This is a genomic window from Nocardioides piscis, assembly GCF_011300215.1.
Taxonomy (GTDB): Bacteria; Actinomycetota; Actinomycetes; order Propionibacteriales; family Nocardioidaceae; genus Nocardioides; species Nocardioides piscis.
Window position 1 is genome coordinate 1,574,795 of the sequence record NZ_CP049866.1, and the last position, 26,215, is coordinate 1,601,009.

The following is a 26,215-nucleotide window of genomic DNA, read 5'->3' on the forward strand; positions in this document are numbered from 1 at the left end:
GGCGTGTTCCGCGCAGCCCTCAAGAGCCTGCTCGGGCGCAAGGTGCGCCTGTTGATGAGCACCTTCGCCATCGTGATCGGGGTGGCCTTCGTCGTCGGGACGCTCGTCTTCAGCGACACGCTCAGCCGCAGCTTCACGTCCCTGATGGCCTCGACCGTGGGCGATGTCGTCGTGCGCCCCGCCAACAGCGACGCCGGGTCGGAGCCCACGACCCGGACCGTCGACGCCGGGCTCGTCGCGGAGCTGGCCGACGTCGAGGGTGCTGCCCGCGTCGACGGCAACGTGGCCGCCTTCGGGGTCTATGTCGTCGGCCAGGACGGCAAGCTGATCGGCGGCAACGGTGCTCCTGCCATCGGCGGCAACTGGAGCGAGGCGCCCGCCGGACACGACCTGGAGGGCCTGGACATCACCTCGGGTCGCGCGCCCGAGAAGTCCGGGGAGATCGTCCTCGACCGGGCGACGGCCGTCGAGGGGGAGCTGGGCCTCGGCGAGACCGTCAACATCGTCACGGCCACGAGCCAGGGCGCGCTGAGCGCGGAGCTCGTCGGGATCGCCGACTTCCCGGAGGGGGGATCGCTGAACGGCGCGACCTTCACCGCTTTCGACACAGGCACCGCGCAAGAGCTGTTCCTCGACGGCAAGGACGAGTTCACCGACCTCTGGGTGACCGCCGAGCAGGGCACGAGCCAGGAGGGCCTGGCAGCGGCCGTCGCGCAGCGCCTCCCGACCGGCGTGGAGGCAGTGACCGGCGACGACGCCGCCGAGGAGGCAGCCTCCGCGATCCAGGAGGCGGTGGGCTTCCTGACCACCTTCCTGCTGATCTTCGCCGGCATCTCGCTGGTGGTGGGTGCCTTCCTGATCGTCAACACGTTCTCGATCCTGGTCGCCCAGCGCAGCCGTGAGCTGGCACTGCTGCGCGCCCTCGGCGCGAGCAAGAAACAGGTGAGTCGCTCCGTCCTCGTCGAGGCGCTGGTCCTCGGACTCCTCGGCTCGACCATCGGCCTGGGCCTGGGCGTGCTGCTCGCCATGGGCATCCGGGCCCTGTTCGCGCAGTTCGGCCTGGACCTGTCAGGCCATTCGCTGATCATGGCCCCCAAGACCGTGCTCGCGGCCTACGCGGTCGGCGTGCTGGTGACGATGGGAGCCGCGTTCTTCCCGGCGCGCCGGACCTCGCGCATCGCTCCCGTGCAGGCGATGCGTGACGACGTGGCGATGCCCGAGTCGTCCCTGCGGCGCCGCTTCGTCCTCGGCATGGTGCTGATCCTGGCTGGTGGTGTCGCCCTGGCCGCGGGCCTGGCCGACGTCGTGTCGCGCCCCGGCTGGTTCGTCGGTGCCGGGGTCCTCGGGATCCTGCTGGGTGTGGCCTCGGCCAGCCCGGTCATCAGCCACCCGTTCCTCGTCGCTGCCGCCTGGGCCTACTCCCGTGCGTTCGGGTCCATCGGTGCCCTGGCCGGCCAGAACTCGCTGCGCAACCCTCGGCGTACGACCGCGACGTCGTCAGCGCTGATGATCGGGCTGTCGCTGGCCTGCACGATGGCGATCGTCGGTGACTCGGCCAAGGCAAGTGTCGACAAGACGATCGAGGAGAACTTCGTCGGCGACTACGTCGTCAGCAGTGTCGTCGGCCAGAGCTTCTCGACCCGGATCGGAGAGCAGCTGGCCGAGGTGCCGGGCGTGGAGAGCGTGTGGGCACAGCGGTTCGCGATCGTGGACTTCGGCGGCGACGGCCAGGGGGTCGGAGCGGCAGAGCCGGCCACGATGCGCGACGGCTTCGACGTGGAGATGCTCCAGGGTGACCTCGCCGACCTGGTCGACGACACGGTCGTGGTGGACGAGGCCTTCGCCGGCGAGGAGGACCTCCAGGTCGGGGACGACGTCACCGTGCAGCTCGCCGACGGAGACCGGAAGCTGGAGGTCGTCGGCGTCTTCGCCGAGAACCCCATCCTGTTCTTCCCGATCGTGACCACTCCGCAGACCCTGATCGACGCCGGCCACCGCGACTCCGACAACTTCCTGATCGTGGACAGCGACGGGAGTGCCGGCGTGGAGGCCGGACTCGAGGAGGTGGTGGAGAAGTCGCCGATCGTCACGGTCAAGGACCAGCAGGCGTTCGCCGCCGAGCAGCGCGAGCCGATCGACCAGCTGGTGCTGATGATCTTCGCCCTGCTCGGTCTCGCGCTGCTCATCGCCGTGCTGGGCATCGTCAACACCTTGGCGCTCTCGATCATCGAACGCACCCGTGAGGTGGGGCTCCTGCGCGCGATCGGGGTGACGCGGGGTCAGCTGCGTCGCATGGTGACGCTGGAGTCGGTGGTGATCGCGGTCCTCGGCGCCGTGCTCGGGGTCGTGCTCGGCATCGGCTTCGGGATTGCACTCATGCACGCGCTGCGTGACGAGGGCCTCGAGGTCATCTCCGTGCCCGCCGACCAGCTGCTGGTCTTCCTCCTCGTCTCGGTCGTCATCGGGGTGCTGGCGGCGCTGCTGCCGGCGCGTCGGGCGGCTCGATTGGACGTCCTTCAGGCCATCGGGACTGAATGAGGACGACTTGTGGACGTCCCGTTACCATAATTCCCAAAAAATGCAACACACAACGCCGTGACCGGACCTACCCTCGTTGGATGGACACAGTGGGGGTCAAAGTTCCTGAGGGTGGTCTGAAGCACGTCCAAGTGCGCGAATACGTCCGGGACCTCGTCTCCGACGCTGCCCCCGGCGCACCGGCGCCCTCCGAGCGCGAGCTGGTCGCCCGGTTCGGGGTCGCCCGGATGACTGTGCGACAAGCACTCGACGTCCTGGTCACCGAGGGGCTGCTGGAGCGCGTGCCGGGGCGAGGCACGTTCGTGGCCCACCCGAAGCGTCTCGTGGGCCAGCTCAGCTGCTACACCGAGGACATGAAGCGCCGGGGGATGCTGCCGGAGTCGCAGACCCTCGTGGCGCGACTCGAGCAGGCCGGCCCCGGCGTCGCCCGTGCCCTCGACATCTCCACCGGCGACGCCGTCATCCACTGGAAGCGCCTGCGTCGTGCCGACCAGCGGGTCGTCTGCATCGAGGACGCCTATCTCAACGAGGTGCTGCTGCCCGGCTTCCTGCAGACGGGCATGCCCACCAGTCTCTATGCCGCCCTCGGCGAGCGCGGGCTCAGGCCGACATGGGCCGAGGACGCCATCTCCGCCGACAAGGCGACGGTGGAGGAGGCCGACCTGCTGGAGATCCCGACGGGCGACCCGATCCTGCACCTGTCCCGGCGAGCGCTCTGCGGCGACAAGGTGGTCGAGGTGTCGCGCAGCGCGTTCCGGCACGACCGCTTCACCATGTATGTCCAGCTCGGCGACCTGAGCTAGCCGCCCAGCTCTCCCAGCTCCGCCCTGACGTTCGCCCTGGCCCGCGACTCCCACAGCTCCCTGCCCTGCGGCGTCCAGAAGAGGGCCGGCCTCGAAAGAAGGTCGTTGAGGACGTGCGCGCGACCCAGCCGGAACTCCGGGTCCGGAACGTGCGCAAAATCCGTGCGTACGCCGATGGCGTACTCCGCGTAGCGGGTGCGATCGGCCGCCAGGATCGCGAGGTCTGCGTCACTGAGCACCGCCGCGTTGTCGTCGTCGGGGAACGCGTGGTGGTGCTCGGTCATCCGCACCAGCCGGGCGACCTCGGCCGCCGGCGGGTCCGGCAGCGAGCGCTCTGCCAGCAGGGCAGAGCGCTCCTCGTCGTCGGGGGCGCCGTCATAGACCGCGTCGTGGAACCAGGCGGCCAGCACCACCGGCACCCGGTCGAAGCGGGCGCCGGCCCGATCGAGCTCGTCGAGCCGGTCGAGGACCTCGGTCAGGTGACGCAGGTCGTGATAGCCCGGCCGGTCCCACGCCACGAGCAGCTCGTCGCGGACCCCGGTCAGGGTCCGCAGCGGCCACCGGTCGGGGAGCGAGGCCGGGACGTTGGTCACGGCTCGTTCGGCTCCAGCGCAGCGGCATCGATGATCCGGTAGGCATAGCCCTGCTCGGCCAGGAAACGCTGGCGGTTCTGGGCGAAGTCGGCGTCGACGGTGTCACGCGAGACGACGGTGTAGAAGTGAGCCGTCTTGCCCTCGCTCTTGGGTCGGAGCAGGCGACCCAACCGCTGGGCCTCCTCCTGGCGAGAGCCGAAGGATCCGCTGACCTGGATCGCCACCTCGGCCGAGGGCAGGTCGATCGAGAAGTTGGCGACCTTGGAGACGACCAGGAGCCCGATCTCCCCGGACCGGAAGGCGTCGAAGAGCCGCTGACGTTCCCTGACCGGGGTCTCGCCCTTGATCACCGGGGCGTCGAGCAGCTCGGCGAGCTCGTCGAGCTGGTCGAGGTATTGGCCGATCACGAGGGTGGGCTGCCCCTGGTGCTGGTGCACCAGTCGGCGTACGACGTCGGTCTTGGCGTTGGTGCAGGAGGCGAGTCGGTAGCGCTCCTCCGGCTCCGCCGTCGCATAGGCGAGCCGCTGCCCCTCGGGCAGGGTGACACGGACCTCGACGCAGTCGGCCGGCGCGATCCAGCCCTGGGCCTCGATGTCCTTCCAGGGCGCGTCGTAGCGCTTCGGGCCGATCAGCGAGAAGACCTCTCCCTCGCGCCCGTCCTCGCGGACGAGGGTCGCGGTCAGGCCGATGCGACGGCGGGCCTGCAGGTTGGCGGTCATCCGGAAGATCGGGGCGGGGAGGAGATGGACCTCGTCATAGACGATCAGCCCCCAGTCGCGGGCGTCGAGCAGCTCGAGGTGCGTGAAGACGCCCTTGCGTCGGGTCGTCAGCACCTGGTAGGTCGCGATGGTGACCGGCCGGACCTCCTTGACGGAGCCGGAGTATTCGCCGATCTCGTCGGCGGTCAGCGACGTGCGCTTGACCAGCTCGTCCTTCCACTGCCGTGCGCTGACGGTGTTGGTCACCAGGATCAGCGTCGTGGCCTGGGCCTGGGCCATGGCAGCCGCACCGACGATGGTCTTGCCGGCGCCGCACGGGAGGACGACGACTCCGGAGCCGCCGTGCCAGAAGGACTCGGCGGCTTCCTGCTGATATTTCCGCAGCTCCCAGCCGTCCTCGTCCAGGGCGATCGGGTGGGCCTCGCCGTCGACGTAGCCGGCGAAGTCCTCGGCCGGCCAACCCAGCTTGAGCAGGGCCTGCTTGAGGTTGCCGCGCTCGCTCGAGTGCACCACGACCGAGTCGCCGTCGATGCGCGCGCCGAGCATCCCGGCGATCTTCTTGGCGCGCAGGACCTCTTCGAGCACCGGTCGGTCGGTGCTGCTCAGCACCAGACCGTGGGTGGGGTGCTTCTCGAGCCGCAGCCTGCCGTAGCGCCCCATCGTCTCGGCGATGTCCACGAGCAGTGCGTGGGGCACGGCATAGCGACTGAAGGTGAGCAACGCGTCGACGACCTGCTCGGCGTCGTGCCCGGCTGCGCGCGCGTTCCACAGACCGAGGGGTGTGAGGCGATAGGTGTGGATGTGCTCGGGGGAGCGCTCGAGCTCGGCGAACGGGGCGATCGCCTTGCGACAGTCCGCGGCCCGCTCGTGGTCGATCTCCAGCAGGAGCGTCTTGTCCGACTGGACGATGAGGGGGCCGTCGTTCACCGACCCAGCCTACGGGTGCGGTCGGCACGCGCCGAGTCGTCAGCCGGCAGCAGCGCGCTGTCGTGCACGGTAGGCGGCCACGTTGGCCCGCGAGGAGCACCGCTCCGAGCAGTAGCGCCGCGACTCGTTGGGGGAGGTGTCGACGAACACGTGGTCGCACTTCTCGGCCCGGCACAGCCCGAGGCGACCGGCTCCCAGGTCGCAGACGAGGTTGGCCAGTCCCATGAGCGACTCGCTGATCAGCAGCTCGGCGACGGAGGAAGCCTGGTCGGCGACGTGCAGGTGCAGCTTGTCGGAGTCGTGACCGGTGATCATCGGGGTGACGGGATGCTTGGCGAGCAGCTCGTTCAGGGTGCCCACGACGGTGGGAGCGTCCCCGGCGTCCGAGGCGACGAAGACGGGCCGCAGCTCGGCGCAGAAGGCGTGCAGGGCAGCGACGTCCTCCTCGACCACGAAGGGGTGCAGGCGCTGGCGCTCGTGGAGGTGCTCCACCAGGGCGTCGACGTCGGGGAGATCCGCGTTCAGCAGGGCCGCTGCGGCCTCGGCGTACTGCTGGAAGTCCACCCGGTCAGCCTACGACTCACCCCGGCAGGGCGGCGACGGTCGTGATCCGGTGGACGGCGAACGAACGCACGTCGTCGGCGCGGTGGTCGCGGGCGGTCAGTCGCCCTCCCTCGAGCCGCAACGGGTCGATCACCCGGTCGGAGCTGGCGCCGTGGTTGTCGACATATCCGATCACGACGCTCTCGCGAGCCTCGATCGCGTCGCGCAGGGCCGCGAGGGCCCGTGAGGGAGTCGTCGCGATGGTCGTCGACGCGGGACGGTCGGCGTTGGCGCGGTCTCCGCTGCGGATGGCGGTCACGACCGCGGCCACCCCTGCCTCGGTCCTCGCCTCGGCGGCGCCGCGGCTCCTCGAGCTCCGCGGTCGTCGTGCCCGCAGCAGGTCGCGACGCGCCACGCGGACCGTGCCGTCGGGCGCCTCCACCACCGGAGCGGCGCCGAGGTCACGCAGCCGGGGGAGCAGGAGGTCGAGAGGGATGCTGGAGACCAGGACGGTCGGCGCGATGCGGCGCAACCCGAGGGAGTCGGCCTTGGGGTGGTGCAGGAGCTCGGTCAGCGCGGCTTCGTCGTCGGCGCGGAGGAAGGCCTCGGCCTGGCCGACGCGCACCGTGCCGAAGGTCCGTGCGACGTCGTCGACGAGATAGGTCAGCGGCTGGGGGACGGGGGTGCGGGAGACGGAGGCGACGAAGTCGTGGACCTCGAGGGCCGACCACCCCGCGTCGAAGGCCCGCCGGACCGAGCCGCTGGTGAACCGATAGACCGTGGCCCCGCCGCGCGACTCCACGTCGGCCAGCAGGTGCAAGGTCCTGGCGAGCTCGGTCTCGAGGGGCCCCGGTGCCACAGCGGTCAGGTCGGCCTGGAGCAGCACGTGGTCGACCGGTTGCGGGAGGTATGGCGCCAGCGCCGCCAGTGCACGGTCGTGGTCGTGGGCCACGACGGCTCGTCCGGCTCGGGACAGGCCCCCGGCACCGACCAGGCCGAGCAGGCCGGCCTCGTGGACCGCGGCGGCGACCAGGTCGCCGTGGGTGGCCGGACGGCGGGGGCGGAGCCACCGCACCCGGTCGACGAGGGAGGGGACGCCGGTGCCCGTCGCGAGCACAGCCCCCTCGTCCAGCTCCGCGAGCTGCGCCAGCGCGAGCGTGCGGGCCTCGGGTGCCATCACGCTCGACAGGTCGGGAGCCAGGGCGTTCCAGGTCTTGCCCGCGGTGTCCCTCGTGCCGACCAGGCTGGGCACCCGCGACGACTCGAGCCACGCGAGGGCGATCGCGACCCAGCGCTCGGCCGTCGAGCCGGCCGCCCAGGTGTCGAACGCGTCGGTGGGCAGCCAGACCTGTGCACCCTCCGGGTCGGTCGCGGTGGTGAGGAGACCCGCCGCGGCGGCGACCTCGATCAGCAGGCCCGCGTCCTGTTCTGCGACCTGGAGCTCGGCTGCTGCGGCCTTGAGGTCGCGCACCGCCAGACCGCCGCTGCGCAGCAGGGCAGGCGGTTGGAGGCCCCAGTGGTCGAGCAGGAGCTCGAGTCGGCGTACGGCGTCGAAGGCGGCCCCGCCGGCGGTCCGGTCGACGAGCTCGGGGTCCCGGTCGGTGGTGACGAGCTGCGGCACCAGGTCGCGTGGCGTCGTGGTCGTGCGCCCGCCGCGCAGGACGAGGCCCACCTCTCCGGGCAGCACCAGGACGCCGCCCTCGCGGGGCCTGAGGAGACCGTTGGCAATCAGCTCCTCGACCGGCGTGGCCGCTGCCGCAGGGTCGATGGTGCGACGGGCGGAGCCGGTCGTCCCCTCCCCGCCGTTGGCCAGGACGTGCTCGAGGAGGGCGCGGGCCCGGGGACTGATGGCGTCCAGCCTGGCGGCGACGTCCGGGGTCGGCTCGGGTGAGACCGGTCGAAGGCCGCTGACTCCGGCCGACTCGTCACCCCGCAGGGCCTCGGCGACCCCACTCAGGGGCCGCAGCCCGCCGGGTGCGTCCCAGACCACGGCCAGGGAGCGGAGCACGTCGATCGCCGACCGGATGGCGGACTCGTCGGCGTGCACGATCTGGACAAGTTTCGATTCGGTGGTTTGGTTTGCAACCACGAGGGCATCAAGGACCGAGAGCTCCAGGCGGGTGAGGTTGTCGAGCGCCCTGAGGACAGACGTGCGAGTCGCAGCGCGCGAAGCCAGCTGCGCGGAATCATGAGGTGCAGGCGTGGCGAGATCAGGACGCATCCGCAACAACGTCGCCAGGCGGTCGTCGGGCCAGCGCCGAAGCTCTTCTGCCAGCGTCCGCGGGGGCGTCTGTTCGGTGGTGGACATCCCTTCTACGCTACTCGCCGAGCCCATGTCGCGGCTCATCGTCATCGAGGGTGAGGACCCCGCATGAAGCCCGTTGACCTCCACCACGGAGCGGCGTCCGAGGTCGGGCACGTGCGCAAGGTCAACGAGGACGCGTTCCTGGTGGAGCCCCCGGTGTTCGTCGTGGCCGACGGGATGGGCGGTCACGCGGGCGGAGACGTTGCCAGCCGGATCGTGACCGAGGAGTTCGCCCGCCTCGCCGAGGAGGGCTACGACCCGCGCCGCGGACCCGAGAGCGTTGCCGAGACGCTGAGCCGCGCACAGTCCCGGATCCTGACGTATGGCGAGATGCACCGTGGCGACCACCCGCGCTGGCACGCCGGCACCACGTGCGTCGCGGCCGTGCTGGTCGAGGACCACGAGGGAACCAAGTGGCTGCTGGTCAACCTCGGCGACTCCCGGATCTATCGCTTCAACGACGGCCGGCTCGACCAGGTCAGCGTCGACCACTCGGTCGTGCAGGAGCTGGTCGACGCCGGTGAGATCACCACCGAGCAGGCCGCGACCCACCCGGAGCGACACATCATCACTCGGGCGCTCGGGAGTCCCGGGGGTGTGTCACCGGACTTCCACCTGTTGCCGCTCGCAGCCGCCGAGCGCCTGCTCCTGTGCAGCGACGGCGTCACGGGCATGATCGCCGACGAGGTCATCGAGGAGATCCTGGCGCGGGTCCACGACCCTCGGGATGCTGCGGCCGAGCTGGTCCGGGCAGCGCTCGATGCCGGGGGGCGCGACAACGCCACCGCTGTCGTCGTCGATGTGGTGGGATTGGTGCGCGACGACTCATATGACTCCGCCCAGCAGCGGGCGAGTCTCGAACACAAGCTGGGGGCCCGACCGTGAGCGACCACGCCGTGCGCAGGAGGACGTTCGCCCCGGGCGATTCGTATGCCGTGGTCGGGGACCGTGTCACCGCCCTGATCGCTGCCGAGGGCCGCGACCGGGTCGCGGCACTCTGGGACCTCGTCGAGCGGGGCCAGGACTTCGAGACCGTGCTCGACGTGCTGGTCGCGGGAGGCCTCTCCAACCTGCCTGCGTTCGCACTCGTGGGTCATGGCGACCGCGTGCGGGTGCTCGTGCGTGGCGACGTCACCGTCACCGTGGTCGGCGCCGACGGGCCGATCGAGGTCGTCCACGAGCCGGGCACGATGTGGTCCGAGCGATCGGTCGAAGGCGTCACGGGCGGTCGCATCGTGGCCGGGTCGTCGACCGAGCCGGAGCTCGTCGTGATCGACGGCATCGTCCGCGCCAGCGTGATGCACTTCGGTGACCGGGAGACGCCCGTCGAAGGCGGCCAGGCCCTCAGCACCAGTGACCAGGAGCCGCCCGTCGCCGATGGCCGGGAGTCGCCTGTCGTCGAGGGGCCGGCGCCCGACCTGGCGCCGACTCCCGAGGTGCCTGCTCAGGCCGAGGACGACCACGACGGCCAGACCACGGTCGGGTCGCCGGTCGACGGGCTCGACCGGCCGCGGCTCGGCACCCCCGGCCAGCAGCAGGCCCCGGCGGTGGTCGCCCACCCGGTCGCCAAGCTGATCTTCTCCACCGGCGAGGTCCTCGACGTCGACCGGGTGATCCTCGTGGGCCGCGCCCCGGAGGCCCACCGCTTCGCGTCCAGCGACCTGCCGCGCCTGGTGACCGTGGCCAGTCCCTCGCACGAGATCTCCTCGACCCACCTGGAGATCCGCCCCGGGGCGGGCGCCGACCACGGCATGGCAGTGGTCACCGACATGGGCTCGACCAACGGCACGGTCCTCGTCCAGCCGGGGCTGCCGCCCGAGGACCTCCAGGCCGGCATCGCCGTGTCTCTCATCCCCGGCGCGATCCTGGACCTCGGGGACGGCGTGACCATCCAGACCACCAATCCTTGAGCGTGACGAGCAGCCGCGTGAGCCGGTCCGTGTCGGGCGGTCCGACCTGTCCGGTCGCCGAGCTCGAGCGCCGGTTCTACGCCTTCGTGCTCGACCGGCTCCTCGCCTGGGGGCTGGTCGGAGCAGCCGGCGCGCTGACCTGGGCGGCCACCCGTGACGAGGTGCTGTCCCTGGGGGTCGGCGTGGTCATGCTGGTCCTCGTGTGGCTCGCACTGGCGATGCTGACCGGGCTGGGCGGTCGCACCCCCGGCAAGTCCGTGCTCGGCCTGCGGGTCGTGCACCACGGCTCGGGGACGCCCATCGGTCCCGGGCCGGCTCTCCTGCGCGCCCTCGTGCTCGGTGTCGGTTCGCTGCCGACGTTCGGCATCGGCTTGGCCACCTTGGCGTGGACGGCGGTCGAGGACCGGGCGCGGCAGCGCCGCGGGTGGCACGACCTCGTCGCGCACTCGATCGTGGTCGACGTCCGTCCCGTCGACGACCGGGTGGAGGAGGTGGACCACACCCCTCGACACGTGGTCAACCTGACGGCGATGAGGCTCATCCCGGCCACCCCGGTCGAGCCGGAGGCACCGCTGCGGCGGGCGAGCCCTCCACGGTCCGAGCAGTCCGCACGCCACGTGCAGGACTCGACGTTGGTCCCGGCGCATGCCCCGGCCACGCCGCCCCGGCCCGCTTCTCCAGGTGCGGTCACGACATCTGCCGGGCGCCCTGTGCCAGAGGGCGGACGGACCGTGGTGCGTCCCAAGCCAGGCGCAGCCCAGGCGTCGGCATCGTCGACCGCGCCGCGTTGGCGAGTCGTGTTCGACTCCGGCGAGACGCTCGTGGTCGAGGGCCTGGCTCTCGTCGGGCGCCGCCCGGTGCCGCGGCAGGGGGAACAGGTCCACCACCTCGTCCCGCTCGGCTCGTCCGACATGTCGGTCTCCAAGACCCACGCCCAGCTCGGTCCTGCGCCCGACGGCGTGCTGGTGGTGATGGACCGCGGGTCCACCAACGGCTCGGTGCTGAGGAGGCGGGGTGTTGCCCGGCGACTGTCTCCTGGACGCCCCGCCACCCTGGTCGAGGGGGACGTCGTGTCGTTCGGCGACCGCCAGATGACGGTCCAGCGCGAGGGCTGAGCTCAGCGGGTGATGGCGACGGGGATGCGGGTCGAGGTGCCGCGCGCCCCTCGCCATACGACCCAGCCGTCGTCGAAGCGACCCGGACCGCCGGTCACGGTGATCCGCACCCTGGCCGACTCGCCGGGGTCCAGCATCAGGGCGACCGGCGTCACCTGCACGCGGTGCCGCGCGAAGCCACGAACCCGTGCGGAGAAGTAGGTCGCACCTCGACCGAGGTTGGTGACGCGGCGCGTGGTCGTGCCCGCTCCTCGCATCATCACCGAGGGCACGTTCAGGTCACGCCAGGAGAGGGCTTCGAGTGCACGGCGATAGTCAGGCAGCGCGACGTCCAGCCCGAGCCCCGGCCGCTGGTGCGAAGCAGCGACGCGACCGGCACCCTGGAGGAGGGTCGAGGCGCCCGCGAGGGGAGTCGCGGTCGTCGTCAGGACCGAGCGGACGATCGGCGCCGACCAGTCGTGGTCGGCACGGAGCAGGGCCGCGAGCCCACTGACGCGTGCGCTGGCTGCCGAGGTGCCGGAGAACAGTGCCCAGGAGTCGGGGATGGCGCCGAGGACACCCTCACCGAGCGCGACGACGTCGGGCTTGAGCAGCGTGGAGCGGGCGTCACCGGGCGCCGACCAGCCTGCTGCACTCGCCTGCCCAGAGCTGGCTCGCAGCGGCTCGAAGCGAACGGTGGTCCTGGGGCGCCTGCGTATCCAGCTGACGAGGCGCTCACCCGGTGCCTGGGCGAGCTGGACGGTCGGGACGCTGTGGAAGTCGTCGAGGGTCCCCCAGCACGGTCGTTGACCAGCACCATCGCCACGCCGTCGGCGCGCGAGACGGCGAGCGACTTGTCGACGCGACCGATGCCGCCGCGCACACACACGACGGCCTTGCCCGCGACCTGTCCGGCGTCCAGGGAGTCCGGACGGCACTCGCGCGCATCACGCACCCGCGCACCGGCTGCGGCCACGTCCGATCCGAGGATGAGCTGCACCGGCCCGACGTCACGGCGAGACCTGCTGGCACCGGTCAGGCTCGGGCCGCCCGCGACCCTCACCTGGCCGCGCAGGGTGCTGCCCCTGGCCGCACCGACGGTGGTGACCCACGGCGTGGGATGGCCGGCGAGAGCCGAGCGCCCTGCGTTGCCGGCCGCACCGATCACCACGATGTCGGCCTCCGCGGCTCCGAGGAGCGCGCGCTGCACCGTGTCGACCGTGCTGGGTCCGGCGGTGGAGACGTTGAGGACGTCGACGCCGTCGGCCGTGGCCTGGTCGATGGCCGAGACGAGGTCGGCCGTCGCGCAGCCGTCATCGACCGGGTCCGGCGCGGCCCAGCACGCCTTGTAGGCCGCGACGCGCGCGCGAGGCGCGACGCCGCTGAAGGTGCCCGTGGTGCGCTGGTCGATGCGCACCGAGACGTCGGAGTTGCCGGCTGCCACGGAGGCGACCTGGGTGCCGTGCCCGATCGCGTCCCGCGCCGACAGGGTCTCGGACGAACGGATGCGGTCTTCCCCGAAGCCGGCCACCCACCAGCCCGCGCCGACGAGCTTGCGGTTGCAGGCTGCCGCCGGCCACTCCTCGCCGACCGTGCAGAGCCCTGAGTAGTTCGCCGCGTCGGGGCCGAGGTAGGGGACGTCGGCGAACAGCGGGGACTCGGGGTCGATCCCGGAGTCGACGACGCCGATCACCACCCCGGCACCGCCGCGACCGCCTTCCTCGCGCGGACGTGACAGCGGGTTGGCCGAGGCCTCGGGCGACATGAGGCGCCCGGCCATCGGCCGCACCGAGTTGGCCTCGACCGTGACGACCTCGCTGTCGGCCTCCAGCGCCGAGACCTGGTCGGCCGTCAGCGCGACCGCAAACCCGTTGAGCGCCGTGGTCCACCGGTAGGCCGGCTCCGCGGCGTCGATGCCGGCGAGCACGGAGTCCTGCCGGGCGAGCAGCGCGGCCCTCGTCGGTCGCGACCCCCCGGCGGCTGGTGCGGAGGTGCCGGGCCCGGTCAGGGTGACGAGGTGGAGGCTGGGCGGTTCTTCCGCGACGGCGTGCACCGCGGGAGTGACCAACGCGCCCGCGGCGAGGATCCCAGCGACCACCCCGGACAGTGCGAGGCGCACGGCTCGGGTCGCGGTGGGGCTCGACGTCACGGTCGCTCCTCAGGAGTTGTGGGCTGGGGGAGGCTGGGCATGGGCGCGCCATTGTGGCGCAGTCGCGCACGACCGTCCATGGTTGCAGCCAGACCCCGGGGAATCAAAGGGCTGGACGAGGACACCTAGGGTGGACGCATGACGTCCCAGGCCCCCGCTCTCGTGGTGGGCTTCGACCTCGACATGACGCTGATCGACACCGTGCCCGGCTTCGCCGCCACGCTGCAGGCCCTCGGTGCCGAGCTGGGGGTGGCGTTCCCCGTCGTCGAGCTCACCCGAAAGCTCGGACCGCCTCTCGACCTCATCCTCGAGCCGCACCTGGCAGCTGACGCGATCGGCCCGGCGACCGACCGTTTCCGCGAGCTCTACGTCGACCACGCCATCTCGGCGGTGCCCACACTGCCCGGTGCGGTCGACGCGCTCGCCGCCGTACGCCGCCACGACGGCCGCATCCTGCTCGTCACCGGCAAGTTCGCGCCCAACGCCCAACGCCACGTGGACCACCTCGCACTCGACGTCGACCAGCTCACGGGCATGGTGTGGGGCGTCGGCAAGGCGGACGCCCTGGTGCGCGAGGGGGCCTCGGTCTATGTCGGCGACCACGTGCACGACGTGGAGGGCGCCCTTGCTGCGGGCGTCGTCAGCGTCTCCGTGCTCACCGGCGGCAGCACGCGCGACGAGCTCCTGGCTGCCGGCACCCATGTCGTCCTCGACAGCCTCGAGGAGTTCCCGGCCTGGCTCGACGACCACGTCCTCGACCTGCGGCTCGCCGCTCTCGAGGAGCGACTGCGTCAGCTGGGTTCGGTGCTGGTCGCCTTCAGCGGCGGGGCGGACAGTGCGCTGCTGCTCGCCGCGGCCGTGCGCACGCTCGGCGTCGACAACGTCCTTGCGGCCACGGGCTACTCCGACTCGCTGCCGGCCGACGAGCGTGACCCGGCCCGCGACTTCGCGGCCGACCTCGGGGTCGACCTGGTCACCCCCGGACCCACGAGATGGACCGGGAGGGCTATCGCGAGAACACCGGCCAACGCTGCTACTTCTGCAAGGCGGAGCTGATCGAGACCCTGGGGCCGATCGCTCGCGAGCGTGGCATCGCCCACGTCGCGACCGGCACCAACGCCGACGACGCTGTCGCCGGCTTCCGGCCCGGGATCCGCGCCGCCGCAGAGCGGGGTGCGGTCACCCCGCTCCTGGACGCCGGACTGACCAAGCACGACGTCCGCCGCGCCTCGCGGCGGTGGGGCCTGCCGACGTGGGACAAGCCCGCCGCCGCCTGCCTGTCCTCGCGGGTGGCCTATGGCATCGAGGTCACCCCCCACCGGTTGGCACGCGTCGAGCGCGCCGAGGCGGGGGTGCGCGCCGCGCTGGACGCGGCCGGGATCGAGGTGCGCGACCTGCGCGTGCGCGACCTGGGGGACCGGGCCTCGATCGAGGTCGATGTGGCCCTGCTCGCCGGTCCGCTGGCCGACGCAGGGCCCGCGAGCGCCGTACGCCGACGCGTGCTCGACGCCGTGGCCCGGGCCGGGTTCGGTGAGGCCGTGCTCGATCCGCTCGGCTTCCGGTCCGGCTCGCTCAACGCGGCACTCGCCCCCTAGAGTCTGCCCCGCACCGTGGCCGCCGTTGCCACGCCTGGAGACGAAGAAGAGGTCAGACCGTGCCCACTGGCAAGGTGAAGTGGTTCGACGCCGACAAGGGTTTCGGCTTCCTGTCCCAGGACAACGGCCCCGACGTCTATCTGCACGCCGACGCCCTCCCCGAGGGGATGAGCACGATCAAGAACGGCACCCGGGTCGAGTTCGACGTCGCGCAGGGTCGGCGCGGTGACCAGGCGCTGCTGGTGCGGGTCCTCGACGCGCCGGCCTCGGTCACCCGCAACAAGCGCAACGCGCAGCGCAAGGACCCCGAGACGATGACCGCGATCGTCGAGGACCTCATCCGGCTGCTCGACAACGTCGGGGAGACCTACCGACACGGACGTCACCCCGAGCCCAAGGCTGCGAGGCCGACCGCGAAGCTGCTGCGGGCCCTGGCCGACGAGCTGGAGCTCTGAGCGATCTCAGGCGCCGCCCGGTGACGTGCCCAGGCGTCCGGGCCGGCTGACGAAGACGTAGACCGCCCACGCCGAGAGCACGGCGCACGCCAGGCCGAGACCGAGCTCGGGCAGGAGCGGGATCGCGATCCCGACGAAGCCGCCGACGACCCAGGCGAGCTGGAGGGTGGTGTCGGAGCGAGCGAACGCGCTCGCCTGGATGCGTTCGGGCACGTCGCGCTGGATCGTGGAGTCCAGGGACAGCTTCGCCAGCGACTGCGCAAGGCCGGCGGTCAGGCCGAGTGCGACGAGGGGCAGCAACCCGTAGAAGAGGGCCGCGACGAACGCCACCACGGCGTCCGCGGCGAGGGCGAGGACGACGGTCAGGGTCGGATCGATGCGCTTGAGCAGCGACCCGAGGGTGATTCCCAGTGTGTTGCCGAGTCCCGCTGCGCCGATGACGAGGCCGAGGAGCACCTCAGGCTTCCAGTCCCCGATCGGGTTGTCGCGCAGCAGGAAGGCCATGAACATGGTCAGGAAGCCGGAGAGCCACCGGGGCCCGCAGTTCGCACGCAGCGCGAAGGCGACTGCTGCAGGGATGCGGGTCCGTGGGCGGCGCTTCGAGGTGTGGACCGACGCCTGGCGGTCGGACGGGGCCGGCATCAGCACCAGCGTGCCTTCGCCCAGGCTGGAGTCGACCCGTGCGGGCAGGCGGATGGCCAGGATGGTGGCGACGACGAAGATCACGAACCCGTAGCGCAGTGACCAGTCGGATCCGGCGGTCGAGGCGAGGATGGCGATCGGGGCGGACAGTGCGGCCCCGATGATGCCGGCCATGGAGACGCGGGCGTTGGCCTTGACCAGGGTCAGGTCGGGCGGGACGAGCCTGGGCACGGCAGCGGCGCGCGTCACGCCGTACGCCTTGGAGGCGACCAGGACCCCGAGCGCAGCCGGGAAGAGCCAGCGTGAGTCGGTGGCGACCGCCGTGGCCAGGACCCAGCAGAGGAAGGCGCGCGTCGCCATCGTCGCCCCGATCGCCCACCGGCGGCCGTGGCTGAAGCGGTCGAGGAAGGGCCCGATCAACGGCGCCACGATGGCGAACGGCAGCATCGTCAGGGCCAGGAACAGGGCGACCTGCCCGCGCGCCTCGCCGGTCGGGACCTGGAAGAACAGGGTGCCTGCCAACGAGATGGCCACCGCCGCGTCGCCCGCCGCGTTGAGGGAGTGCAGTCCGATCAAGCGCGACAGGCCCGACTCACCGGCCCCTTCGGCGCGCGCGGCACGACGAGCCTGGTGCACCGTGTAGCGGCTCGCGCGTCCGGTGGCTCGCGTGGCGCCGGCAACCCCGCGACGAACGCCCTGACCTGCAGTGCGCAGCCCGCGACCGGCACCGCGCACCCCGCGCCCCATCGCCCCGTTCCCAGGGGCCGGCCGCGGGTCGGAGCGTGGGTGCTCGGGAGTCATGGGCCAATCCTGCCGTGCCGGTGCGACCGAACCCGCCAGCAGGCGCCGTATGACCGCCCGAACTGACAGCGCGGCGCAAGTGCGTCATGATTCGGCAGTGATCGACCTCGCCGAGAACTCAGCCGACGCCCACCCTGTCGACGAACCCGACGCCACCCTGGCCGGGGCCGTCGACCTCGCACGCGACGTCGTCCTCCAGCTCACCGACGCAGCAGACGTCGGCGAGCACCTGGGTGCGCGGCGCGAGGAGGACCTGATCGCCACCCACCTCTTCGCCTGCAACCGGCCCGGATACGTGGGCTGGCACTGGTCGGTGACGCTGACGCGGGCGGCCGACTCGAGCACGGCGACCGTCAACGAGGCGGTGCTCCTGCCGGGCGACGAGGCGATCGTGGCCCCGTCCTGGGTCCCCTACAAGGAGCGCCTGCAGCCCGGTGACCTCTCACCCGGTGACCTGCTGCCGGTGGAGGACGAGGATCCCCGCCTGGTTCCGAGCTATTCCTTCGGTGACGACCCCCTCGACAGCGACGCCAAGGCGCAGATCCGTCAGGTCGCAGCCGACCTCGGCCTCGGCCGCGTGCGCACGCTGTCCCCGGAGGGGCGCGACCTGGCGGCCGAGCGCTGGTATTCCGGTGACGGGGGACCGGAGTCGGCGCTGGCCAAGAGCGCCCCGCAGACCTGCTGGTCGTGCGGCTTCCTGGTCCGTCTAGCCGGACCTCTGGCGGGCACCTTCGGCGTGTGCGCCAACGGAAACGCCAACGACGACGGCCGGGTCGTGTCCTTCAACCACGGCTGCGGTGCCCACTCCGAGGTCAAGCTGGCCCGCAAGCAGCAGCCGATCCCGGTGCCCGACCATGTCTTCGACACGCTGACCGACGACGAGTTCGAGTCGCTCTGACCTTCAGCCCGTGGGGCTCAGCACCCACACCGCATAGTCGTCGTTGGGCGCGTGCAGCTCATAGCTGCCGAACCTCAGGTCGACCGTCAGGCCGGCCGCGGCAGCGTCGCTGACGAACTCCTCCGCCGGATAGGCGCGACTGCCGTTCTTGGTCCCCGAGAGGTGGAAGCCCGCCAGGATCCGACCGCCGGGCGCCAGCAGCGACCGCAGGCGCGCCAGCACCTCGCGCTCGGTGTCCTCACCGAGATAGACCATCACGTTGCCGACGACCACGATCAGGTCGAAGGGGTCGAGGTCGGGCAGCGTCAGCGCCTCGTGTGGCAGCACCGCGACCTCGGCGTACGTCGCCAGCGACTGCGCCCGCAGCGCGTCGTCGGGTTCGGTGGCGACCACGTCGTGCCCTCGAGCCACCAGCGCGGCCGCGACCCGGCCCATGCCCGAGCCCACGTCGAGGATGCGGGAACGGCGGGCGACGAGCGCATCGGCGAGGCGCGCCTCACCGTCGACGTCGACCCCCTCGGCCAGCCTGGTCGCGAACGTCTCGGCGTAGCCGCGGTTGCGCTGCCCGGCCAGCGCCCAGCGGGTGGGGGGAGGCGAGGTCACGATGCCTGCTCGGCGCGCGCCTTGCGGCGACGGCGGCAGTACTCCAGGCCGAAGAGCCCCAGCCCGAAGCCGGCCAGGCACGTCCACAGCCACCAGGTCCGTCCCGTCTCCTGCAGGGTGCCGTAGAACGGCAGCAGCGCCACGAACGCGACCAGCCACACGCCGACCCCGACCTCGACGGTGCGCACGCCGTCGACGTCGAGCGGCTCGACCTGCGCCACGACGTAGGTGCGGCTGCCGATCTCGTGCTGGGTCGTCCGGTCGTCCCTCAACTCCACGCGGGCCACGTTACCGCGCAGGCTGCTGACCGGTCGCGGCAGCGCTCTGCCAGACTTCCGCCCCGTGACTGACAAGACTGCGACCGCGACTCCACGGTCCACCGGCATCGACGGCTTCTTCCGCATCACCGAGCGGGGCTCCTCCGTGGCCCGCGAGGTCCGCGGTGGGATCGTCACGTTCCTGACGATGGCCTACATCATCGTCCTCAACCCGATCATCCTGCTCCAGGGCGAGGACATCAACGGGGAGCTCCTCGGGACGTTCCCGCAGATCGCCGCCGCAACCGCGCTGGCGGCCGGGGTGCTGACGATCCTGATGGGGGTGGTCGCCAACTATCCGCTGGCCCTGGCCACCGGCCTGGGCCTGAACGCCTTCGTCACCTTCTCGGTGGCGAGCCAGATGACGTGGGCCGACGCGATGGGGCTCGTGGTGATCGAAGGCGTGGTCATCCTGCTGCTGGTCCTCACCGGGTTCCGCGAGGCGGTCTTCCACGCGGTGCCGGCGCAGCTCAAGATCGCGATCTCGGTCGGCATCGGTCTGTTCATCGCGCTGATCGGTCTGGTCGACGCCGGGTTCGTGCGCCGTACGGGCGCTGGTCCGGTGCCGGTGGAGATGGGTATCGGTGGTCAGCTCGCAGGCTGGCCTGTCCTGGTGTTCGCCCTCGGGCTCGTGCTCGTCATCGCCCTCTACGTGCGCCAGGTCAAGGGCGCGATCCTGATCTCGATCCTCGTCACCACGGTGGTCGCCGTCGTCGTGGAGAAGGTCGCCCAGGTCGGCCCCACGTTCGCCGAGGACGGCGAGGTCAACCCGAAGGGCTGGAACCTCAACGTCCCGGCGCTGCCCGACAAGGTCTTCGACCTGCCCGACTTCGGGCTCCTCGGCAACTTCAGCCTGCTGGGCTCCTGGGAGAACGCCGGGATCGTCACCGTGGTGCTGCTGGTCTTCACGCTGCTCCTGGCCGACTTCTTCGACACGATGGGCACGATGACGGCCATCGGCGCCGAGGCCGGCCTGCTCGACGAGGAGGGCAACCCGCCCAACACCAAGCGCATCCTGATCGTCGACTCCCTCGCGGCCGCTGCGGGCGGCGCTGCAGCCGTGTCCAGCAACACCTCCTACATCGAGAGCGCCTCGGGTGTGGGCGAGGGGGCGCGGACGGGCCTCGCCTCCGTGGTCACCGGTGTCCTCTTCCTGCTGGCCACCCTGCTCGCCCCCCTCGTGGTCGTGATCCCCAACGAGGCAGCGGTGCCTGCGCTCGTGCTCGTCGGCTTCTTGATGATGCAGCAGGTGCGGGGCATCGACTGGGACGACCTCGAGATCGCCATCCCTGCGTTCCTGACGATCGTGCTGATGCCCTTCACCTACTCCATCTCCGCGGGGATCGGCGCCGGCTTCCTCGCCTTCGTCCTGATCAAGGTCGTCCGAGGCAAGGCGCGCGAGGTGCACGCCCTGATGTGGGTCGTGGCCGCGATGTTCGTCCTCTACTTCGCGATCAGCCCGATCTCGGCCCTGCTCGACCGCTGATCGCGCGGGAGGTCGCCGTCGGTGGCGTTTTGACCGCCCGTAGACCCCCCGGTAGATTGTCTCCTTGTGTCTGGCCCGCCCTCTGGCCTGCCCAGAACCTAGTCAGGCACTCACCTCCTGCGCACGCGCAGCCGGGCACCACCGCTCTCGAGCGGCAGTTCCCGAAACTCACCGCCTCGACAGGTCGTCGTTGCGAGATAGATGAGAAAGAAAGGGAACCACTCGGTGCCCACCATTCAGCAACTGGTCCGCAAGGGCCGCCAGGACAAGGTGTCCAAGAGCAAGACGCCTGCCCTGAAGGGATCCCCGCAGCGCCGTGGCGTCTGCACCCGCGTCTACACGACCACCCCGAAGAAGCCCAACTCCGCCCTCCGCAAGGTCGCCCGCGTGCGTCTGAGCTCCGGCGTCGAGGTCACGGCCTACATCCCGGGCGTCGGTCACAACCTGCAGGAGCACTCGATCGTGCTTGTGCGCGGCGGCCGTGTGAAGGACCTTCCCGGTGTCCGCTACAAGATCATCCGCGGCACGCTTGACACCCAGGGTGTCAAGAACCGCAAGCAGGCCCGCAGCCTCTACGGCGCGAAGAAGGAGAAGTAATGCCTCGCAAGGGTCCCGCTCCCAAGCGCCCCCTCGTCGTCGACCCGGTCTACGGCTCGCAGGTCGTCACCCAGCTCGTCAGCAAGGTCCTCCAGGACGGCAAGAAGGCCGTTGCCCAGCGCATCGTCTACACCGCGCTCGAGGGCTGCCGCGAGAAGACCGGCAGCGACCCGGTCGTCACGCTCAAGCGTGCGCTCGACAACGTCAAGCCGGCCCTCGAGGTCAAGTCCCGCCGCGTCGGCGGGGCGACCTACCAGGTCCCGGTCGAGGTCAAGGCCAACCGTCAGACCACGCTGGCCCTGCGCTGGCTCGTGGGCTACGCGGCCGACCGTCGTGAGAAGACGATGGCCGAGCGCCTCATGAACGAGATCCTCGACGCTTCCAACGGCCTCGGTGCCGCAGTGAAGAAGCGCGAGGACACGCACAAGATGGCCGAGTCCAACAAGGCCTTCGCCCACTACCGCTGGTGATGATCACGGCGTACGGCGCAGCAGCTGCTCCGCCGTACGCCGTGACCCACTGCACGCCCCACCAACTCGCAAGGGACTGAGAAACTACGTGGCCGTCGAAATCACCACCGACCTCAACAAGGTCCGCAACATCGGCATCATGGCGCACATCGACGCCGGCAAGACCACCACCACCGAGCGCATCCTGTTCTACACCGGCATCAGCTACAAGATCGGTGAGGTCCACGACGGTGCGGCCACGATGGACTGGATGGAGCAGGAGCAGGAGCGTGGCATCACCATCACCTCCGCTGCGACCACCTGCTGGTGGAAGAACCACCAGATCAACATCATCGACACCCCGGGCCACGTCGACTTCACGGTCGAGGTCGAGCGCTCGCTGCGCGTCCTCGACGGCGCAGTCGCGGTCTTCGACGGTGTCGCCGGCGTCGAGCCGCAGACGATGACGGTGTGGCGCCAGGCCAACAAGTACTCCGTGCCCCGCATGTGCTTCGTCAACAAGCTCGACCGCACCGGCGCCGACTTCTTCCGCTGCGTCGACATGATGGTCGAGCGCCTCAACTCCACCCCGCTGGTGCTGCAGCTCCCGATCGGCGCCGAGGGTGACTTCCTCGGGGTCGTCGACCTGGTCGGCATGCGTGCCCTGACCTGGCGTGGCGAGACCACGATGGGTGAGGACTACGAGGTCGAGGAGATCCCGGCCGACCTCGCCGAGCAGGCCGCGGAATACCGCGAGAAGCTGCTCGAGACCCTGGCCGAGGCCGACGACGAGATCATGGAGAAGTTCCTCGACGAGGGCGAGTTCACCGTCGAGGAGCTCGAGGCCGCGATCCGTCGCGCCACGCTCGCCGACAAGATCAACCCCGTCCTGTGCGGCACCGCGTTCAAGAACAAGGGCGTCCAGCCGCTGCTCGACGCGGTCGTGAAGTTCCTTCCCTCCCCGCTCGACATCGATGCCATCGTCGGGCACGCGCCCAACGACGAGGAGAAGGAGATCAAGCGTCTCCCCAGCGATGACGAGCCCTTCTGTGGCCTCGCCTACAAGATCGCCACCGACCCCCACCTCGGCAAGCTGATCTACGTCCGGGTCTACTCCGGCAAGCTCGAGGCCGGCTCGACCGTGGTCAACTCGGTCAACGGTCGCAAGGAGCGCGTCGGCAAGGTCTACCAGATGCACGCCAACAAGCGTGAGGAGATCGCCGCCGTCGGCGCCGGGCAGATCGTGGCCGTCATGGGGCTCAAGGACACCAAGACCGGTCACACCCTGTGCGACCCGCAGAACCAGGTCGTCCTCGAGTCGATGACGTTCCCGGCCCCGGTGATCGAGGTCGCGATCGAGCCGAAGACCAAGAGCGACCAGGAGAAGCTCGGCACCGCGATCCAGCGCCTCTCCGACGAGGACCCGACGTTCACCGTCAAGGCCGACGAAGAGACCGGCCAGACGATCATCGCCGGCATGGGTGAGCTCCACCTCGAGATCCTCGTCGACCGGATGAAGCGCGAGTTCCGGGTCGAGGCGACAGTCGGCAAGCCGCAGGTCGCCTACCGCGAGACCATCCGCAACACGGTCGAGAAGCACTCCTACACCCACAAGAAGCAGACCGGTGGGTCGGGTCAGTTCGCCAAGGTCGTCATCAACCTCGGTCCGAACATCGACCCCGAGACCGGTGTGGGCGCGGGCTACGAGTTCCAGAACAACGTCACCGGTGGTCGCGTGCCGAAGGAATACATCCCTTCGGTCGACCAGGGCGGCCAGGACGCCATGGAGTTCGGCGTCCTCGCCGGCTACCCGATGGTGGACGTGAAGTTCTCGCTGGAGGACGGCGCCTACCACGACGTCGACTCCTCCGAGCTCGCCTTCAAGATCGCCGGCAACCAGGCCTTCAAGGAGGCCGCCCGCCGGGCCAAGCCGGTGCTGCTCGAGCCGATGTTCGCCGTCGAGGTCACGACTCCCGAGAGCTTCCTCGGCACCGTGATCGGCGACATCAACTCGCGTCGCGGTCAGATCCAGGCTCAGGAGGAGCGTCACGGCGACATGGTCGTCAACGCCCTTGTGCCGCTGTCAGAGATGTTCGGGTACGTTGGCGACTTGAGGTCGAAGACCTCGGGACAGGCGTCGTACTCGATGGAGTTCGACTCGTACGCCGAGGTTCCCACGAACATCGCCGAGGAGATCGTCAAGAAGGTCCGCGGCGAATAGTCGCCACGGACCACCGGCACACGCACCACCCGTTTTTCACACCCACGAGTTCTAGTACCAATCCAACCAGGAGGAGCCCCAGTGGCTAAGGCGAAGTTCGAGCGGACCAAGCCGCACGTCAACATCGGAACCATCGGTCACATCGACCATGGCAAGACGACGTTGACCGCAGCAATCACCAAGGTGCTGCACGACGCGTACCCGAACCTCAACGAGGCGTCGGCGTTCGACCAGATCGACAAGGCGCCCGAAGAGCGTCAGCGCGGCATCACCATCTCGATCGCGCACGTCGAGTACCAGACCGAGTCGCGCCACTACGCGCACGTCGACTGCCCCGGTCACGCCGACTACATCAAGAACATGATCACCGGCGCTGCCCAGATGGACGGCGCGATCCTCGTGGTTGCCGCCACCGACGGTCCGATGCCGCAGACGCGTGAGCACGTGCTGCTCGCCCGCCAGGTCGGCGTGCCGGCCCTGGTCGTGGCGCTCAACAAGTGCGACATGGTCGACGACGAGGAGCTCATCGAGCTCGTCGAGATGGAGGTGCGTGAGCTCCTCTCCGAGTACGAGTTCGACGGCGACAACATCCCCGTCGTGCGCGTGGCTGCCTTCCCGGCGCTCCAGGGCGACGAGAAGTGGGGCAAGTCGGTCCTCGAGCTCATGGCCGCGGTGGACGAGTCCATCCCGACCCCGAGCGTGAGACCGAGAAGCCCTTCCTCATGCCCGTCGAGGACGTCTTCACGATCACCGGTCGTGGCACCGTCATCACCGGTCGCATCGAGCGCGGCATCGTCAAGGTCAACGAGGAGGTCGAGATCATCGGCATCCGCGAGACCAGCCAGAAGAGCACCGTCACCGGTGTCGAGATGTTCCGCAAGCTCCTCGACGAGGGCCAGGCCGGCGAGAACGTCGGCCTCCTGCTCCGTGGCACCAAGCGCGAGGACATCGAGCGCGGCATGGTCGTCATCAAGCCGGGCACCACGACCCTCACACCAACTTCGAGGCGTCGGTCTACATCCTCAGCAAGGACGAGGGCGGCCGTCACACGCCGTTCTTCAACAACTACCGTCCCCAGTTCTACTTCCGTACGACTGACGTGACCGGTGTTGTGACCCTGCCCGAGGGCACCGAGATGGTCATGCCGGGTGACAACACCGAGATGTCGGTCGAGCTCATCCAGCCCATCGCCATGGACGAGGGTCTGCGCTTCGCCATCCGCGAGGGTGGCCGCACCGTCGGCGCCGGCCGCGTCACCAAGATCACGAAGTGAGGACAGGCGGGTCGAGCTTGCTCGTACCCGCTCCGAGCTGAAGTGATCCCGGCGAGCGAAGCGAGTCCGTGATCACCAAGTGATCCCCGCTCGTCCCTGACGAGCAGCTGAACGGTCTACGAGGTCCCACTCCTTCGGGAGTGGGGCCTCGTGGCATCTCACGGGGACGGCGCTGGGACAATGGTCGGCGTGAACGACGCCCGCCCCGCCCGCCCGCACCACAAGCTCACCGACGACGGCCGGCGGGTGCGTGAGGTGCTCACCTACTCGCGCCGGGGCAGCAGGTTCACGCCCAAGCAGGCTGCAGGCTGGGCCGCCCACCAGGCCGACTGGGTGATACCGGACGAGGCAGTCGATCGGCCCGGCTTCCGGATCGCCGACGCGTGGGACCGTGAGGCCCCCTTGATCGTGGAGATCGGCTCCGGGGTCGGCGAGGCCACCGCCGCGCTCGCCGCCGCTCGACCGGATGCCAACATCCTGGCGTTCGAGGTCTGGCGGCCGGGGATCGCCGACTCGCTCTGGCGGGTCGCAGAGGCCGGAGCCGACAACGTGCGCTTCTGCGGCGTCGACGCGGTCTGGTCGCTCGAGCACCTGATCGAGCCCGGGAGCCTGAGCGAGCTCTGGACCTTCTTCCCGGACCCCTGGCACAAGACCAAGCACAACAAGCGACGGTTCGTGACCGCGACCAACGCCGCCATCGCAGCGTCACGGCTCGAGCACGGTGCCGTATGGCGCCTGGCCACCGACTGGGCCGACTACGCCAACCAGATGGTTGACGTGCTCGACGCGGAGCCGCTGCTCGAGGGGGGTCGGGTCGGTCGCTGGGACGACCGCCCAGTCACCAGGTTCGAGCGCAAGGGGCTCGAGAAGGGCCGGACGATCACCGACCTCGCCTACACACGCACCAGTCACTGACCCGGCGCGAAGCGCAGCCCCTGCTCCTCGAGCATCGCCTCGACCCGCAGCCGCGCCGCCTCCCGGTCCGGGCCGGCGGGCACGCCGCTGAGCATGTCCGGGAGTCCAAGCGCTTGGCAGGCCTGGACCAGGGTCTCGTCGTAGGCCGCGAGCACAGCGACCCGACGGACCTGGCTCGTCCCGGGCGCGATGCGCTCGGTGGCGGCACGCAGACGCCGCAGGTCGGCGGCGACCCGCTCGATCGGGGGGCCGACCGGCGCGGGCGGGGAGGGCCGGTGGCGACGGGCGAGACGCCAGGTCGCAGCACCGTAGAGCACCACCCAGAGCGCCGCCACGAGCAGCGCTGTGCCCGCGGCTATCGTCAGGATGCTCTCCCACATGA

General features: G+C 70.5%; 23 protein-coding genes and 3 pseudogenes. 15 read left to right on the forward strand and 11 right to left on the reverse strand.

Going from position 1 to position 26,215, the window contains the following annotated elements:
- Positions 1 to 3 precede the first annotated feature (3 nt).
- Both G7071_RS07785 and G7071_RS07790 read left to right on the forward strand, forming a co-directional pair.
- Positions 4 to 2,538: an ABC transporter permease gene (locus G7071_RS07785; RefSeq protein ID WP_166317025.1), complete on the forward strand. Its 2,535-nt coding sequence runs from the start codon at positions 4 to 6 to the stop codon at positions 2,536 to 2,538.
- Positions 2,539 to 2,618: 80 nt separating this feature from the next.
- Positions 2,619 to 3,341 (forward strand): GntR family transcriptional regulator, encoded by a 723-nt coding sequence (locus G7071_RS07790; protein WP_166317028.1) that lies wholly within the window; start codon positions 2,619 to 2,621, stop codon positions 3,339 to 3,341.
- Here G7071_RS07790 and G7071_RS07795 read toward each other — a convergent pair.
- From G7071_RS07795 to G7071_RS07810, 4 genes are read right to left on the reverse strand one after another with little or no spacing between them, the layout of a single operon-like run.
- On the reverse strand, positions 3,338 to 3,934 hold the full coding sequence (locus tag G7071_RS07795; protein ID WP_166317030.1) for an HD domain-containing protein: 597 nt from the start codon (positions 3,932 to 3,934) through the stop codon (positions 3,338 to 3,340). The two genes, G7071_RS07790 and G7071_RS07795, sit on opposite strands and share 4 nt — an antisense overlap.
- Positions 3,931 to 5,580 carry a DNA repair helicase XPB gene (locus G7071_RS07800; RefSeq protein ID WP_166317033.1) on the reverse strand — a complete coding sequence of 550 codons (1,650 nt, stop codon included), beginning with the start codon at positions 5,578 to 5,580 and terminating at the stop codon, positions 3,931 to 3,933. Before G7071_RS07800 ends, G7071_RS07795 begins: the two co-directional genes overlap by 4 nt.
- Positions 5,581 to 5,619: 39 nt before the next feature.
- A complete protein-coding gene (locus tag G7071_RS19090) occupies positions 5,620 to 6,144 on the reverse strand; it encodes a CGNR zinc finger domain-containing protein (protein ID WP_166317035.1) in 525 nt (174 codons plus the stop codon).
- Between the two features lie 16 nt (positions 6,145 to 6,160).
- Positions 6,161 to 8,431, reverse strand: coding sequence for a helicase-associated domain-containing protein (locus tag G7071_RS07810; RefSeq protein ID WP_166317037.1), 2,271 nt, complete (start codon positions 8,429 to 8,431; stop codon positions 6,161 to 6,163).
- A gap of 63 nt (positions 8,432 to 8,494) precedes the next feature.
- Here G7071_RS07810 and G7071_RS07815 point away from each other — a divergent pair, with 63 nt between their 5' ends.
- The 3 genes from G7071_RS07815 to G7071_RS07825 are packed head-to-tail and all read left to right on the forward strand — an operon-like array spanning position 8,495 to position 11,453.
- On the forward strand, positions 8,495 to 9,313 hold the full coding sequence (locus tag G7071_RS07815) for a PP2C family protein-serine/threonine phosphatase (protein ID WP_166317040.1): 819 nt from the start codon (positions 8,495 to 8,497) through the stop codon (positions 9,311 to 9,313).
- On the forward strand, positions 9,310 to 10,338 hold the full coding sequence (locus G7071_RS07820) for an FHA domain-containing protein (protein ID WP_166317043.1): 1,029 nt from the start codon (positions 9,310 to 9,312) through the stop codon (positions 10,336 to 10,338). The genes G7071_RS07815 and G7071_RS07820 overlap by 4 nt, the downstream gene beginning before the upstream one ends.
- Before the next feature lie 17 nt (positions 10,339 to 10,355).
- Positions 10,356 to 11,453, forward strand: coding sequence for an RDD family protein (locus tag G7071_RS07825; protein WP_166317046.1), 1,098 nt, complete (start codon positions 10,356 to 10,358; stop codon positions 11,451 to 11,453).
- A gap of 2 nt (positions 11,454 to 11,455) precedes the next feature.
- Here the strand turns inward: G7071_RS07825 and G7071_RS19095 are convergent, their stop codons facing one another.
- From G7071_RS19095 to G7071_RS19100, 3 genes and pseudogenes are all read right to left on the reverse strand, one after another.
- Positions 11,456 to 11,713, reverse strand: a complete 258-nt coding sequence (locus G7071_RS19095) for a hypothetical protein (RefSeq protein ID WP_246210626.1) — start codon at positions 11,711 to 11,713, stop codon at positions 11,456 to 11,458.
- Positions 11,714 to 11,890: 177 nt separating this feature from the next.
- A pseudogene (locus G7071_RS19990) lies at positions 11,891 to 12,370 on the reverse strand (S8 family serine peptidase); the annotation flags it as partial.
- Positions 12,259 to 13,581, reverse strand: a pseudogene (locus G7071_RS19100) (S8 family serine peptidase); the annotation flags it as partial. The pseudogenes G7071_RS19100 and G7071_RS19990, both read right to left, overlap by 112 nt.
- 138 nt (positions 13,582 to 13,719) lie before the next feature.
- Between G7071_RS19100 and G7071_RS19105 the strand changes: the two are divergent.
- The 3 genes from G7071_RS19105 to G7071_RS07850 are packed head-to-tail and all read left to right on the forward strand — an operon-like array spanning position 13,720 to position 15,631.
- On the forward strand, positions 13,720 to 14,637 hold the full coding sequence (locus G7071_RS19105) for an HAD hydrolase-like protein (protein WP_246210571.1): 918 nt from the start codon (positions 13,720 to 13,722) through the stop codon (positions 14,635 to 14,637).
- Positions 14,574 to 15,176 (forward strand): ATP-dependent sacrificial sulfur transferase LarE, encoded by a 603-nt coding sequence (larE, locus tag G7071_RS19110; protein WP_246210572.1) that lies wholly within the window; start codon positions 14,574 to 14,576, stop codon positions 15,174 to 15,176. The genes G7071_RS19105 and larE overlap by 64 nt, the downstream gene beginning before the upstream one ends.
- A 59-nt stretch (positions 15,177 to 15,235) precedes the next feature.
- The gene (locus tag G7071_RS07850; RefSeq protein WP_166317052.1) at positions 15,236 to 15,631 is read left to right on the forward strand and encodes a cold-shock protein; all 396 of its coding nucleotides are present in this window, start codon (positions 15,236 to 15,238) and stop codon (positions 15,629 to 15,631) included.
- A 6-nt stretch (positions 15,632 to 15,637) separates the two neighbouring features.
- Here G7071_RS07850 and G7071_RS07855 read toward each other — a convergent pair whose 3' ends face one another.
- On the reverse strand, positions 15,638 to 17,074 hold the full coding sequence (locus tag G7071_RS07855) for an MFS transporter (protein WP_246210573.1): 1,437 nt from the start codon (positions 17,072 to 17,074) through the stop codon (positions 15,638 to 15,640).
- Between the two features lie 97 nt (positions 17,075 to 17,171).
- Here G7071_RS07855 and G7071_RS07860 point away from each other — a divergent pair, with 97 nt between their 5' ends.
- A complete protein-coding gene (locus G7071_RS07860; protein ID WP_246210574.1) occupies positions 17,172 to 17,972 on the forward strand; it encodes a DUF3027 domain-containing protein in 801 nt (266 codons plus the stop codon).
- A gap of 3 nt (positions 17,973 to 17,975) precedes the next feature.
- Here G7071_RS07860 and G7071_RS07865 read toward each other — a convergent pair whose 3' ends face one another.
- Together G7071_RS07865 and G7071_RS07870 are read right to left on the reverse strand one after the other, a co-directional pair.
- Entirely contained in the window at positions 17,976 to 18,575 is a 600-nt protein-coding gene (locus G7071_RS07865) for a class I SAM-dependent DNA methyltransferase (protein ID WP_206062946.1), read from the reverse strand.
- Positions 18,572 to 18,853, reverse strand: coding sequence for a DUF2530 domain-containing protein (locus tag G7071_RS07870; RefSeq protein ID WP_246210575.1), 282 nt, complete (start codon positions 18,851 to 18,853; stop codon positions 18,572 to 18,574). The genes G7071_RS07865 and G7071_RS07870 overlap by 4 nt, the downstream gene beginning before the upstream one ends.
- Positions 18,854 to 18,917: 64 nt before the next feature.
- Between G7071_RS07870 and G7071_RS07875 the strand changes: the two genes are divergently transcribed.
- The 6 genes and pseudogenes from G7071_RS07875 (at position 18,918) to trmB (ending at position 25,833) form a co-directional block, all read left to right on the forward strand.
- The gene (locus G7071_RS07875; RefSeq protein WP_166317061.1) at positions 18,918 to 20,378 is read left to right on the forward strand and encodes an NCS2 family permease; all 1,461 of its coding nucleotides are present in this window, start codon (positions 18,918 to 18,920) and stop codon (positions 20,376 to 20,378) included.
- 225 nt (positions 20,379 to 20,603) lie between these two features.
- A complete protein-coding gene (rpsL, locus tag G7071_RS07880; RefSeq protein WP_166317064.1) occupies positions 20,604 to 20,975 on the forward strand; it encodes a 30S ribosomal protein S12 in 372 nt (123 codons plus the stop codon).
- Positions 20,975 to 21,445, forward strand: a complete 471-nt coding sequence (gene rpsG / locus G7071_RS07885) for a 30S ribosomal protein S7 (RefSeq protein ID WP_166317067.1) — start codon at positions 20,975 to 20,977, stop codon at positions 21,443 to 21,445. Before rpsL ends, rpsG begins: the two co-directional genes overlap by 1 nt.
- A gap of 139 nt (positions 21,446 to 21,584) precedes the next feature.
- A complete protein-coding gene (gene fusA, locus G7071_RS07890) occupies positions 21,585 to 23,645 on the forward strand; it encodes an elongation factor G (protein ID WP_281351780.1) in 2,061 nt (686 codons plus the stop codon).
- Positions 23,646 to 23,726: 81 nt separating this feature from the next.
- Positions 23,727 to 24,918, forward strand: a pseudogene (tuf, locus tag G7071_RS07895) (elongation factor Tu).
- Between the two features lie 180 nt (positions 24,919 to 25,098).
- Positions 25,099 to 25,833 carry a tRNA (guanine(46)-N(7))-methyltransferase TrmB gene (trmB, locus tag G7071_RS07900; protein ID WP_166317073.1) on the forward strand — a complete coding sequence of 245 codons (735 nt, stop codon included), beginning with the start codon at positions 25,099 to 25,101 and terminating at the stop codon, positions 25,831 to 25,833.
- On the opposite strand, the gene G7071_RS07905 is transcribed toward trmB, so the two are convergent.
- The gene (locus G7071_RS07905; RefSeq protein ID WP_166317076.1) at positions 25,827 to 26,213 is read right to left on the reverse strand and encodes a hypothetical protein; all 387 of its coding nucleotides are present in this window, start codon (positions 26,211 to 26,213) and stop codon (positions 25,827 to 25,829) included. The two genes, trmB and G7071_RS07905, sit on opposite strands and share 7 nt — an antisense overlap.
- Between the last annotated feature and the right edge of the window lie 2 nt (positions 26,214 to 26,215).

Bases quoted from the DNA above. Each gene is read 5' to 3' on its own strand.
- G7071_RS07790 (WP_166317028.1), top strand. From the start codon at position 2,619: ATGGACACAGTGGGGGTCAAAGTTCCTGAGGGTGGTCTGAAGCACGTC.
- G7071_RS07810 (WP_166317037.1), bottom strand. From the start codon at position 8,431: ATGTCCACCACCGAACAGACGCCCCCGCGGACGCTGGCAGAAGAGCTT.
- G7071_RS07815 (WP_166317040.1), top strand. From the start codon at position 8,495: ATGAAGCCCGTTGACCTCCACCACGGAGCGGCGTCCGAGGTCGGGCAC.
- G7071_RS19095 (WP_246210626.1), bottom strand. From the start codon at position 11,713: ATGATGCGAGGAGCGGGCACGACCACGCGCCGCGTCACCAACCTCGGT.
- G7071_RS19105 (WP_246210571.1), top strand. From the start codon at position 13,720: ATGACGTCCCAGGCCCCCGCTCTCGTGGTGGGCTTCGACCTCGACATG.
- larE (WP_246210572.1), top strand. From the start codon at position 14,574: ATGGACCGGGAGGGCTATCGCGAGAACACCGGCCAACGCTGCTACTTC.
- G7071_RS07855 (WP_246210573.1), bottom strand. From the start codon at position 17,074: ATGACTCCCGAGCACCCACGCTCCGACCCGCGGCCGGCCCCTGGGAAC.
- rpsG (WP_166317067.1), top strand. From the start codon at position 20,975: ATGCCTCGCAAGGGTCCCGCTCCCAAGCGCCCCCTCGTCGTCGACCCG.
- fusA (WP_281351780.1), top strand. From the start codon at position 21,585: ATGGCGCACATCGACGCCGGCAAGACCACCACCACCGAGCGCATCCTG.
- trmB (WP_166317073.1), top strand. From the start codon at position 25,099: ATGGTCGGCGTGAACGACGCCCGCCCCGCCCGCCCGCACCACAAGCTC.
- G7071_RS07905 (WP_166317076.1), bottom strand. From the start codon at position 26,213: ATGTGGGAGAGCATCCTGACGATAGCCGCGGGCACAGCGCTGCTCGTG.